Raw genomic sequence first — 12,724 nt, 5'->3', positions numbered from 1 at the left:
ATTATTAGCACCTAAATTTGCAATTTAGAGCCAGTCAATTAAATAATCTAAGATCCATATAAAAATTAAACAGATAAGTGATAGGCGTTTTAAGCACTTGAGGTTTCTATTTAATTCACTTAAAAGAACACAAAATAAAACATAACAAACTGATTTAAAAAGCTTTAATTTAATTTTAAAAAACAAATCTGCATAGGTGTTAGTAAACTGGCTAATAATTAACAGATAAAAAAGTAGTACTTCTAAAATAAAATCACAATAAAGCTTGGTATACGGCTTAACTTACTGTTATCCTGCTTCGCATCGGGTTGATAGAAAACCCTATTTATTTGTAAGTACCACGTTGATATTAGTAATAATCCTTCGCGTTATCCTCAGTTAAATGTATGTTTTCTTCCTGTTAAATTGCCTTAATTTAAGGCGCACTTTTATTAATTCTTAGGATACTATTATGTCTAATACTACAACTGGTACAGTTAAATTTTTCAATGAAGCAAAAGGTTTTGGTTTCATCGAGCAAGAATCTGGTCCTGACGTTTTCGCTCATTTCAGCGCAATCTCTGGTGACGGTTTCAAAACTTTAGCTGAAGGCCAACGTGTACAGTTTACTGTTACTCAAGGTCAAAAAGGCCCACAAGCTGAAAACATCGTTAGCATCTAATTGCTTTCGTTAAATGGGTTAGCAATAACCCATTTTGAATACTAGTTTGAAAGAAGTTCTGTTTTATTTGTTAGTACCGAGTTGTTTTAGTAATAATCCTACACGATATCCTCAAGTTAACTATTTTTTCCGGCTCAATCGCCTCTTTTCAGGCACACTTATATTAATTTTTTAGGATACATATTATGTCTAATACAACTACTGGTTCAGTAAAATGGTTTAACGAAGCAAAAGGTTTTGGTTTTATCGAGCAAGAATCTGGCGCAGACGTTTTTGCACATTTTAGCGCAATCTCTGGCGACGGTTTTAAAACTTTAGCTGAAGGCCAACGTGTACAGTTTACTGTTACACAAGGTCAAAAAGGCCCACAAGCCGAAAACATTGTTTGCATCTAATTGCTAAACAATTTAGTGGGTTAGAGATAACCCATTAATATTTTACCTTTATCATTTTTTAGTCAAATATCTTCAAAATCCTCCTCTGTAAATATTTTCCAAGCTCAATCTCATTTGTATACACAACTCATTAATTAGTACATTTTTAAACACATTTACCACTATCTCTCTTGAGCGAAAGCTTTGTATTGCCTACAATAGCGCATACTTCATTCAATATAGAATATGACCATGAACGACACTACCGCAAAACCTGCTTTACCAGATCGCCTTTCTATTAATCCACGCAGCCCACATCATGTGGAAGACGTTTTTGAACACGATATTGGTATCACGTTCAACGGCAAAGAACGTTTTGATGTTGAAGAATACTGCATCAGCGAAGGTTGGATAAAATTTGCATCTCCAAAAGGGCTTGATCGTCGCGGGCAACCACTTTTACTTACAAGAAAAGGCACTGTTGAAGCCTTTTACAAGTAAGCTAATAATGCTTACTAAAAAAGCGACACCTTATTAGGTAGTCGCTTTTTTTGTGTGTTTTTATAGTGTTTTTATAGTGTTTTTATAGTGTTTTTAAATTTAATACCAATCTGCTTAATTAAGTGAGCTATTTTTAGTTAAGAAAATCGTGTCGATTACAAAGCAAAAATTTCGTTATTTAGTTGTTATCACTAATTGCTCCTGCATTGCTCTATCTCCTGCATCCATGCAGTCGTATATCAGAAACTTTTAACACAGTTAGCATCAGGTTTAAGCCCTCAAATTAATCAAGTATTACTGCTGATTGGTATAAAACTCGCCTTTTAAAGCTGAGTCTTTAATATAAATCAATATTCATTTAGTCGATGAGAGCTATACCACCATAATATAGGCATTAAACTATTTGATAAGATTAATTACCTGAGCACGGACAATCCTCATCTTCTTTTTTAAGACACTGACGATAGTTAAACCAATGTGCTACAGCTATAAAAGCTGAGCCAGTTAAAGTTAGCGCCTTTTCTGCACCTTCATGCCCTATAAAAATAGCAAGTAACATTAAGCACAACCCCACAATCCCAAAAGCCATATAACTAAACTGTTTATGTTTTTTACAGCCTAAGCTTAACGCAAGTAAACTTGTGGGTAGCACCGCCATTAATATCCATATATGAAACTGTTCGTTATCTAGTTGTAGTGCTGCCAAACTAGGTAGAAGTACTAAAATAATTGGCGTTGCAAAACAATGCACTGTACACATTAACGAAAGCCCTATTGCTAGACGATCCATTACACTTTGACTCGATTTCATTTTTTCCTCTACTAATCAATGTCTAAAATAAATATTTACTTTTGCATGAGCATTTAAATAACAATCGTTAATTACACTTGCTACATTATAACATTTGAAGCACAATTGATACAATATAACATACCAAGAGTAAGGTAGAATGAAAAAAAAATCACAGTTAGCTCTTTTAATAGCCGCTTTATTTCCCGCGAGTGTGCTTGCAAAAACCATTCAAGGCACAGTGGTAAATACACAAGGCAGCGCTATAAGTAATGCTGTAATAGAACTTGAAGGCTCAGACATAAAAGTCACCACCGATAAAAACGGTCACTTTGTAATAGCCAAACTAAACAATGGACTCAAAGAGCTTCACATCGTTGCGCCAGGTTATGCGCATTTACATCGTGATATTACTATAGACACAGATGAAACACGCTCTGTATCGTTTTCGCTTCAGCGCTCACCTATTGAAGTAATAGACATTGAGGCAACACCAATTCATATGTCGGCTATGGAGTCAGCCTCACCAGTCAGCGTTTTATCAGGCGAAAAATTAAGGCGCGATCAAGCCGCTACACTAGGTGACACCCTTGAAAAACTCCCCGGTGTAAATACCAATTTTCATGGCAAGGTGGCGAGTACACCAATCATTCGTGGACTAAGTGGCCCCCGTGTACTTATAACTCAAAATGGCCTTGATGTAAGTGATGTGTCGCGCGTTGGCCCCGATCACTCGGTAGCATCAGAGGCTTCTACCGCACAACAAATTGAAGTATTACGCGGTCCTGCGACCTTATTTTACGGAAGTGGCGCTATTGGGGGCGTTGTAAATATAGTTGATAATCGCGTACCAACCGACAGCACAACACGCGGCGAATGGAACGTAGAGCACAACTCAGTAGATAATCAAAAAGTAGCCTCGTTTAATGCCACCACAGGCACAGACTCGGTGGCTTTTTACGCCGATGCATTTTGGCGTGAGGCCGACGACTACGAGGTGCCTGTAGCTGCCGATATAGATAGCGATGGTGAAAGCCATAGTGGCGATTACACTGTTGAAAACAGTAATGAAGAGTCTGACGGTTTTACTGTTGGCGCTAGCTATTTAATGGATAACGGATTTATTGGCTTAGCAGTAGAGCAATTTAATCGTCAATACGGCATTCCAGGCCATACGCACGGCGAGGAAGAGGAAGAAGAGGAAGAGGAAGAGCACAGCGACGAAGAAGAAAGCGTATTTGCTGATTTAGAACAAACCAAAGTGCAATTACTAGGTGAATTCAATCTAAATAATAAGTGGCTAAACAAGGTAAATCTGCGCGCTGGCCATACCGACTACGAACACGCTGAAATTGAGGGTGGCGCTGTTGGCACTACCTTTAAAAACGAAACAAACGAATTACGCATAGACCTACTACATAACCAATTTAGCGAGTGGAATGGCGGCTTTAGTTTTCACTATAAAAATAGTGATGTAGAGGCGCAAGGTGAAGAAGCTTTTACACCGCCATCAGAGACCGAAAGCTTTGCTGTAGCGTTAATGGAAGAAAGGCACTTTGGCGACTTTTTAGTGCAATTAGGTGGCCGAATAGAGCGCGTAGAACTTAACGCAAGCAATGTATTACTGCCAAGTATTGATGCTCATGCACATAATGAAAGTGATGAACATGACGATCATAATCACGAAGAAGAAACCAATTTTACTCGCGTATTTGATGCAGAGCATGAATTTACGCCAGTCAGTTTGTCGGCCGGTGTAGTATGGGACTTTACACCTAACTATAACTTAGGGCTTTCGGTATCGCGCTCAGAGCGCGCACCTTCTGCGTCTGAATTATTGTCGTTTGGGCCACATATTGGCACCGCAACTTATGAAGTTGGCGCCTTATTTGATTTAGATGAAGATGGCCATTTAGGTTTGTCTGAGCAAACAATAGACCTAGAAACTGCCAATAATATTGATTTAACCTTTCGTAAAACCCAAGGTGATATTGGCTTTATATTTAACGCCTTTTATAACCAAGTAGACAACTATTACTACCAAATAAATACCGGCTTATACGCCGAAAGTGGCCACAACCATGATGAAGATGAGCACAATCATGACGACGAGGACGAGCACTCAGAAGAGCTACCCGTTTATTTATTTAAAACAGATGATGTAATTTTACATGGTTTTGAAGCGCAAATTGCGTGGCAATTAACAGATGAGTTTAAGTTAGATTTATTTTCAGATTATGTGCGTGCACGTTTAAAAGACGGCGGCGACCTGCCGCGTACACCTCCACTACGTTTTGGCAGCGAGCTAAGCTACAACACCGAAAAATTAAGTGCGCATATTCATGTAACTCGCTACCAAGATCAAGATCGCACGGCTCCTGAAGAAACCGCGACAGACGGTTACACCCTAATTGACGCCAGTGTGAGTTACGACCTATCAATACTTAATCAAGACCTATCTCTGTATTTAAAAGGTACAAACCTAACAGATACAGAGGCACGCGTTCATAGCTCATTTTTAAAAGAGATAGCGCCACGCCCAGGACGAAGTTTCGCACTTGGTATTCGCGGTTACTTCTAAAAAGAATTTTAAATAAAGGGAAACTAATATGACCAAATTATTCAAACTAAAATTGATAGCACTTGCAGTAAGCAGCACATTAATTACCGCCTGTGGCGATGCAGAAACCAACATTGTAGAAAAAGATCCTATTGCTGTGGTAGATGACGAGCATAAAAGTGATGACGAGCATGACGACGGCTATACCATAAGCTCATTTGGCAGGCTTGCTGTTCTGGCAAGTGACAGCAACGAAGCGAGCTTTTTTGATTTAGACGATAACGCACTACTTGATACGTTTGTATTAAACGATGACTCAAACACGTTATCTGCATCACCTGACTTTCGTTATGCTGTTATTGCTAATCGTACCCAAGATTACCTAGGGTTTATAGACGGCGGTATGTGGCGCGAAGATCACGGCGCTCATTTACATGATTACGAGCAAAGCCCGGTGTTTAGTAGTTACGAGCTTACAAGCGGCAGCCGCCCTACACACTTAATAACTCACGACGGACAATTAGCAATATTTTACGATGGCGATGCAGATTCAGGCGCTTCTGCTTCGGTTGAAGTATTAACCGATAACGATATTACCAATGCAACAGCCACACTTACTGGCATTAACTACGATATTAACATGCATGGTGTAGCTGAGCCTCGCGGTGAACATTTACTCTCAACCATTCGTCGAGACGATGCAAGTAGCACATCTAATGCCAAAGTACTTCCCGATCAAGTGGGTGTATATCATCTTCACGATGGTAATTACGAACTGGAGCAAACGTTAGAAGTAACCTGCCCCGATTTACACGGCGCAGCACAAAATCACGATTATGTTGTATTTGGTTGTGGCGATGGTGTATTGATTGCCCACCAGCAAGGTGATGAGTACGAAGCTGAAAAAATAGCAAACATTGTAGCTGTAGGCGATCTTCGTATTGGTAGTATTTATGGCCACGAAGATAGCGAGAGCTTTATTGGCATAGCATCTGGCCATGGCGGAGGCGAGGCTGTCATTGTAACTATTAAACCAGCAACCGCAGAAATGGAAGAAGTAGAATGGCAACTTGCTGATGGCGCAAGTGCTGTATCTTATTCTTTTTCAGCCAGTGGTGAACACTTTTTAGTACTCGACAGTCTAGGCTTTTTAAATGTATTTAGCGCACACGACCATGATGGCGAAATGCATTGGGAACTCGCAGGCCAAGTAGATATTACTCAAGCAGACGTAACCACAATGCCCGAAGGAATGAGCTTTAGTATGACAGTGGCGCAAAATGGTCAGTTTGCTTATATTGCCGACCCAATTGCTCAACACATAGTGCAAGTACACCTAGAAGATCTAGAAGTTGAAGGTGAGCTAGAGTTAACTTTTCCACCTGCAAGCATTACCTGGTTAGGGATTGCAGAAGAGGTAGAAGATGAAGGTCACGACCATTAATTTAAAACTAACGCTTTAAGTTAAAGCCACAAAACAAAACACCCGTAATTAGGTCTACTAATTACGGGTGTTTTACAGCTATTTATTTAGCTCTATTGTTACTTACGGCGCCAGCCACTCCATACATCATCTATATCATCGGCTTTATTTTTTTTCTTTTTCTTGCCTGTGCCTTCTGGTTTTGCCATTGGCTTTTCATTTTTAAGCGCTTGTGCGGCATCAAGGTTGGCTTGGTTTACGGCAAAGCCTGTAACCTCTTCGCGTTCTAAACGTAGCTTGTTTTTCTTCTCGATGATTCTAAAGTGATGAAAGTCTTCATAATCAATCAGTGATAACGCTAGGCCAACTTCACCGGCACGGCCGCTTCGGCCAATACGGTGCATGTAATCAGCAGGACTGCGTGGTAGATTAAAGTTTATTACCACTGGCAGCTTTTCAATATCCAAACCACGTGCAGCAATATCGGTTGCGATAAGTACCTCTATTTCGCCCGCTTTAAATTTTTCTATTACGCGAGTACGTTCACTTTGGCCTTTATCGCCATGGAAAACTTGTGCATTAACACCCCGTTTTTCAAGCTTAGCCGCTAAATGCTCACAGTCTTTTTTAGCGTTCACAAAAATCAGCGCTTGGCGCCATTTATGGGTTTTAATTAAATGCGCTAAAACTGTGGTTTTTTCACCTTTGTTTACGGTAAAAACACGCTGTACTAAGGTGCTTTCATCTTTGTTTTGTACTTGTATTTCAACAGGGTCGTTTAAAAGCTCTTGCGTTAATAGCTTAACTTGCTCAGGGAAAGTTGCTGAAAACAACATGGTTTGTTTTTTAGCAGGCATTAACGCTAAAAGGTCAGCCAGCTCTTCGGTAAAGCCAAGGCTTAGCATACGGTCGGCTTCATCAAGCACAAGCGTAGTTACATTATCGAGCTTAATCGCATTGCTTGAGATTAAATCGAGTAAGCGACCAGGTGTTGCCACAATAATATCAGCGCCACCACGAAGTGCCTGCATTTGTGTATTAACCGACACACCACCAAACACCGCAACCGTTTTAATCGCGCCATTAAAATTTGCAGAATACGATTTAACGCTATCGGCCACTTGCGTAGCAAGCTCACGAGTCGGCACTAAAATAAGTCCCGTTACAAAGTTACCTTTGCTCGCAGTATTTTTAGCGCCCTGCTCAAGGAAAGCTTTTTGCAACATAGGTAATGCAAACGTTGCCGTTTTACCTGAACCCGTATTTGCCCCTGCAATTAGGTCACTGCCCGCAAGCACACTAGGTATAGCCTTAGCTTGAATAGGTGTAGGCTGGGTATATTCCAAATCGGTTAAACGAGCTAATAGCTCTGGAATAAGGCCAAGTTCGGAAAAAGTGCTAGGGCTTGTGGCTGAGGTCATATTTATTACGGGCTTATTGCTAAAAAAGTAGCCTGCAATTTTAGCGTATTTACCGCTTATTAAGTAGGGGTTAGTGATTTTAATGTCTTTTAGGTAACAGCTGCGCGATTCGAGCTATAAGTTGCGAGCAGATTTGTGTGTTTGTAGACGCGAGTTTATCCCGCACTTAATTAATGTGTTTAGAATAATCCTTTTATTCAAAGCACTTAAATGAATGAATTAAATGTCACCCAATAAGCTGCTCTGAAATTACTTTAAATGAGGCAATGCAAGTATCAAAGTCATGAGGATTTTGGCTGTATACCATTGGTGCAACAAACGCGGTAAAACGCTCACGAAACTTCTCATTGTTTTGAAGCTCCTCCAATCCCAGCTTTAGCTCATTACGGGGATCGTCAACAAACTCCTGATGTTGACTGCCAAATCGGAGCCTATCTTCTTCCAGAATTAAATCAAACATCGGGCGTAACACATTCATATCAATCTTATGCCCAACACTAATACAATGAACATCATAAATATGACGAACCAACGTATCATCATCCTTACGATTTGAATTTGGGTTTCGTTTAACTGACATAGTACGGCGCAACATAGAAAGTACTTTTTCAACCAGCGTAGAATTAATCGATACACATAATATAGCCTTAACTTCGGCAGGTTGTTTATAGCTCTGCGCTACCAGCGATGAAATAGAGCGACGCTCAGTGCCATGCAGTTCAATAGTCTCAATAAACTCTAATTTTATATACGGGCGTAGGCACGGTGCTTGGTGATATTGCTGTGGGTATTTTATTTCTATTTCGACATGGCGATATTCATCATTCACCGTTTTATCAGTGTAATTAAGATAAGGATGGTCAGACAACTTCATTATGATATGTTCAATCAGCGCTTTGCGAGCTTGTTTCTTTACCCCCTTGCCCTTTTTGATAAACTCAGCAGTAGGAATCAATTTTATGTCGACGTCTTCAGACATTCGCAGGATTTTAATATTGGATTTAGCCAATGCAGTTCCGCCAGAAAAAACCAGTTGATGACTTTCACTTTTTACATATTCCAACATAGCAAGAAGAGACACTACCCAATAATCTTTTTCTGGAATCGATGGATTACCTAAATCCAACGCATCTGATACCTCAAGAAACTGTTTTTTCAGTTTTAGTATGCTCATCTGCGATAACTCAACACCCTATTGCCAACTTTAAGATTTCGGTTAAATTGCTTAGAATCCCAGCTGTACTTAATAGACGCGGGTATTTGGGTAGATTCACCGTTAATACTCCTCAATGACATGGCATCCATCTCAAAGTCTACACCGCGTAACTTTAAAATTTCACGCATTATTGCGTCAGTGCCGCCTGGGCTGGTTGGCATCGGCCTGTTAGTAAGACTATTTATCGTTGCTTTAGTATACAAACCATAGCCAATTTTCATCAGTATGCCTTTATCGACTAATTGCTTTAACACACGACCAACCTGATCGTAGCTTGCATAATTGTCGAAATCTTTACGTTCAAACACATAGCGGCGAGAACGCTTTATTTTTTGATAAATACGATCAGTTGCAGTCATGTCTAATTCTCCTACGTAATGATTTGTTTTAGTATAACTCAAACCACCTCTGCCTAAAAATAATACGGCACTGAAAAGAGAAAAAACACGACAAAAATTATCACACGAAAAATATAAGCTATTGTTTATAGAAAAATATAAATAAGCTAAACAAAACTGACATAAACTTTAAACTGCAACCGACCTAATTATTGATAGAACCTTAGTAAGCAACGTAATAATGTTCGTTGAATAAAAAGCCAGCAACTAAGTTGACAATATTATTAGCTCTTACTCAGTTCTGCTTGCAACCTAGCTTTTGTTTCTTTTAAGTAATTTATATAAGGATATGAGTCGTCTGCAATTGTTAAAGCAGATTCCATATGTTTAAGCGCTTGGCGAGTATTGCCTTGCATTTCATAGCCATAAGATAAGGCTGAAAACGCATCGACTGATTTTGGGTGGTTTTTTATATTGTACTTAAACACCTCAATAGCACGGGTAAATTGCTTGCTGCCAGTTAAGTTATAACCGAGTGATCTAACAGCGCGATCCGGTGGCGCAATCTGCTCCCCCCATTGCTGAGATAAGTTTTGATAATAAGCATCAATAGAGGCTACATCGTCAGTTAAATCACTTATGGGCATTTGTTTAGGCAAAAATAAGTTGTGATAGGCATTAAATGCACCAGCAACGGAAGTCAGATTATGCGAGACACCATCAAACGCATCACTAAAGAAGCGTAGCTCTCGCACTTTATGCAATTGCATAGCTTGCTGCAATTCATCGTACCTTTCGCGCATTATGCCGGCTTCTTCGCCGATATTGATGTAAACGTAACTATTAAGCCCTTTCGTTTTAGCTATAAACGATTTTGTACTTTTTACCGATGCGCCATAGTTCCACCAAACCGCAGGGCTATACGCAATATGCGCTTGGAATAACTCAGGATTTGCCTGCAACGCATATAGCGCAAATACACCACCAGCAGATGCGCCAGCAATCACTTTATAATTATGCGTACGATAATTCTTATTAACTAAAGGAATGAGCTCTTGCTCAAAGAACGTCAAAAACTTTGCCGCGCCGCCCCCTTCACCGACAGGCCCTTGTGGCTCTTTATTCACTGTAGAATAGAAATCTCTGAGTCGATTAGTGCTTTCAATAGCGACAATAATAACCTCGGGCGCACGATTATCATTTTGTAAGCGCTCAATAACAGCACTGGCAAGCGGTATATTACCCGCGCCATCTAAGCGATATATAACAGGATATACCTTGTTTGGCTCAGATTGATAGCTCTTAGGTAACTGAACGACAACTGTGCGTTCTTCGTTTAAAACAGCCGATTTAAATGTATGTGTGTGCACAGAGTAATCAGCACTTTGTTGTTTAGTGTCAGATTGTGCAAGAACACTTTGTGAACTAAAAATACAAAAACTAACAAAACACAGGACGGTAAATACGCGCATAACTAATCCCTTAGAGAATAACGAGTTACTTAATCTAACAGAGTTTCAGGCATAAAAAAGGCGCATTGAGCGCCTTTTTATCTTTAACAGGTAATTACCAACCTATTGATTTTACTCAACCGTAACCGATTTAGCTAAGTTACGTGGTTGGTCAACGTCAGTTCCTTTAATTACCGCTACGTAGTACGACAGTAGCTGCAATGGCAGTGTGTAAACAATTGGCGCAATAATGTCGTCAGTGTGGTTTACGTTGATTACACGCATTGTGTCGTCTGACTCAAAGTGTGAATCTTTATCTGCGAATACGTAAATAATGCCGCCACGTGCGCGTACTTCTTCTACATTTGATTTAAGTTTTTCTAGCAATTCGTTATTTGGTGCTACAACAATAATTGGCATGTCGGCATCAATAAGCGCTAGTGGGCCATGTTTAAGCTCGCCCGCTGCGTAGGCTTCTGCGTGAATGTACGAAATCTCTTTAAGTTTAAGCGCGCCTTCCATTGCAATTGGGTATTGCGAGCCACGACCTAAAAATAATGAATGGTGCTTGTCGGCAAACTCTTCTGCAAGGTCTGCAATACCATCAGCGAGTAGTAATGTTTCTTCTAACTTAGCTGGAAGTACTTTAATTGCATTTACAATCGCACTTTGATCAAGGCCTTTTTCTTGCGCGATAGACGCAGTAAGCATTAACAAACCAACTAATTGCGTAGTAAACGCTTTAGTCGATGCAACGCCAATTTCAGCGCCCGCTTTGGTCATAAAGGCAAGGTCTGATTCGCGTACAAGCGATGAGCCCGGTACGTTACAAATGGTCATTGAGGCCATGTAACCTTGCTCTTTAGCTAGGCGTAATGCGGCTAGCGTGTCGGCTGTTTCACCCGATTGAGAAATAGTAACTAGTAGGCTGTTTTCGTGTACAAACGACTGACGGTATCTAAATTCAGAAGCTATTTCTACATTACAGCTAACACCCGCAAACTGCTCAAGCCAGTAACGTGCAACCATACCTGAATGGTAAGACGTACCACAGGCAATAATTTGTACGTGTTTCACATCTTTAAATATTTGCTGAGCGCTTTCGCCAAAGGCATCAATTGCTACGCGGTCGTCGTTTAAACGTCCTTCAAGGGTATTACGTACAGCAAGTGGCTGCTCGTAAATTTCTTTTAGCATGTAATGGCGGTAGTCGCCTTTGCCTGATGCATCTTGCGTAATGTTTGATTCAATAACTTCACGCTCAACGGCGTTACCGTCTGCATCAAAAATTTCTACTGTGTCGCGGGTAATACGCGCTACATCGCCTTCTTCTAAAAAGATGAAGCTGCGAGTAACAGGTAATAATGCAAGTTGGTCAGAGGCAATAAAGTTTTCACCAAGGCCTAAACCAATAACAAGTGGGCTGCCTGAGCGCGCTACAATAATTTCGTTGTCGTTGTCTTTATCAAATACAACGGTACCAAAAGCGCCTTCAAACTGTTTAACAGCAGCTTGAACAGAGGCTAACAATGTAGTGTGTTGTTGGCGTAATTGATGAATTAAATGCACCATAACTTCGGTATCGGTGTCTGATAAAAATTCATAGCCGTCACCTTTAAGCGCAGCACGTAAGCTTGCATGGTTTTCAATAATACCATTGTGGACAAGTGCAAGCTGGCTATTTGAAACATGTGGATGTGCATTGGCTTCTGTTACGCTACCGTGTGTTGCCCAGCGAGTGTGTGCAATACCTGTATGACCGCTAACGCCTGCTTTTTCTAGCGCTGCTTCTACGTTAACTACTTTACCTACTGCTTTAACAGTATTAAGTGTGTTGCCATCAAGCAATGCTACGCCTGCTGAGTCATAACCACGGTATTCAAGACGCTTAAGGCCTTCAACTAAAATTTTGTTTACTGGACGTTCTGCAACTGCCCCGACTATTCCACACATAGTGTCTCCATTAATTTTTTAAATACTTGCTACTAA

Annotated in this window: 11 protein-coding genes; 5 read left to right on the top strand and 6 right to left on the bottom strand. The window is 40.3% G+C overall.

Annotation, left to right across the window (positions count from 1 at the left end; genetic code table 11):
* Window positions 1-451: 451 nt before the first annotated feature.
* The 3 genes from NRL14_RS10160 to NRL14_RS10150 all read left to right on the top strand — a co-directional run bounded on the left by NRL14_RS10160 (window position 452) and on the right by NRL14_RS10150 (window position 1,536).
* A complete protein-coding gene (locus NRL14_RS10160; RefSeq protein ID WP_006792548.1) occupies window positions 452-661 on the top strand; it encodes a cold-shock protein in 210 nt (69 codons plus the stop codon).
* A gap of 185 nt (window positions 662-846) precedes the next feature.
* Window positions 847-1,056 (top strand): cold-shock protein, encoded by a 210-nt coding sequence (locus NRL14_RS10155; protein ID WP_007377377.1) that lies wholly within the window; start codon window positions 847-849, stop codon window positions 1,054-1,056.
* Between the two features lie 231 nt (window positions 1,057-1,287).
* Window positions 1,288-1,536 (top strand): DUF3297 family protein, encoded by a 249-nt coding sequence (locus tag NRL14_RS10150; protein ID WP_007377376.1) that lies wholly within the window; start codon window positions 1,288-1,290, stop codon window positions 1,534-1,536.
* Window positions 1,537-1,948: 412 nt separating this feature from the next.
* On the opposite strand, the gene NRL14_RS10145 is transcribed toward NRL14_RS10150, so the two are convergent.
* Window positions 1,949-2,347 (bottom strand): MerC domain-containing protein, encoded by a 399-nt coding sequence (locus tag NRL14_RS10145; protein WP_033030558.1) that lies wholly within the window; start codon window positions 2,345-2,347, stop codon window positions 1,949-1,951.
* A gap of 139 nt (window positions 2,348-2,486) precedes the next feature.
* Between NRL14_RS10145 and NRL14_RS10140 the strand changes: the two genes are divergently transcribed.
* The gene (locus NRL14_RS10140; protein WP_306724578.1) at window positions 2,487-4,907 is read left to right on the top strand and encodes a TonB-dependent receptor; all 2,421 of its coding nucleotides are present in this window, start codon (window positions 2,487-2,489) and stop codon (window positions 4,905-4,907) included.
* A 28-nt stretch (window positions 4,908-4,935) separates the two neighbouring features.
* The gene (locus tag NRL14_RS10135; RefSeq protein WP_306724577.1) at window positions 4,936-6,330 is read left to right on the top strand and encodes a 5-methyltetrahydrofolate--homocysteine methyltransferase; all 1,395 of its coding nucleotides are present in this window, start codon (window positions 4,936-4,938) and stop codon (window positions 6,328-6,330) included.
* A 98-nt stretch (window positions 6,331-6,428) separates the two neighbouring features.
* On the opposite strand, the gene NRL14_RS10130 is transcribed toward NRL14_RS10135, so the two are convergent.
* The 5 genes from NRL14_RS10130 to glmS form a co-directional block, all read right to left on the bottom strand.
* The gene (locus NRL14_RS10130) at window positions 6,429-7,730 is read right to left on the bottom strand and encodes a DEAD/DEAH box helicase (protein ID WP_306724576.1); all 1,302 of its coding nucleotides are present in this window, start codon (window positions 7,728-7,730) and stop codon (window positions 6,429-6,431) included.
* 226 nt (window positions 7,731-7,956) lie between these two features.
* On the bottom strand, window positions 7,957-8,904 hold the full coding sequence (locus NRL14_RS10125) for a nucleotidyl transferase AbiEii/AbiGii toxin family protein (protein WP_149605334.1): 948 nt from the start codon (window positions 8,902-8,904) through the stop codon (window positions 7,957-7,959).
* Window positions 8,901-9,305, bottom strand: a complete 405-nt coding sequence (locus tag NRL14_RS10120; RefSeq protein ID WP_149605333.1) for a DUF6088 family protein — start codon at window positions 9,303-9,305, stop codon at window positions 8,901-8,903. Before NRL14_RS10120 ends, NRL14_RS10125 begins: the two co-directional genes overlap by 4 nt.
* Before the next feature lie 263 nt (window positions 9,306-9,568).
* Window positions 9,569-10,756 (bottom strand): alpha/beta hydrolase-fold protein, encoded by a 1,188-nt coding sequence (locus NRL14_RS10115; RefSeq protein ID WP_306724575.1) that lies wholly within the window; start codon window positions 10,754-10,756, stop codon window positions 9,569-9,571.
* A gap of 111 nt (window positions 10,757-10,867) precedes the next feature.
* The gene (glmS, locus tag NRL14_RS10110) at window positions 10,868-12,688 is read right to left on the bottom strand and encodes a glutamine--fructose-6-phosphate transaminase (isomerizing) (RefSeq protein ID WP_306724574.1); all 1,821 of its coding nucleotides are present in this window, start codon (window positions 12,686-12,688) and stop codon (window positions 10,868-10,870) included.
* Between the last annotated feature and the right edge of the window lie 36 nt (window positions 12,689-12,724).

It is taken from the genome of Pseudoalteromonas sp. 20-92 (genome assembly GCF_030847595.1).
Lineage (GTDB): Bacteria > Pseudomonadota > Gammaproteobacteria > Enterobacterales > Alteromonadaceae > Pseudoalteromonas > Pseudoalteromonas fuliginea.
This window is presented reverse-complemented; position numbering and strand designations above follow the sequence as displayed.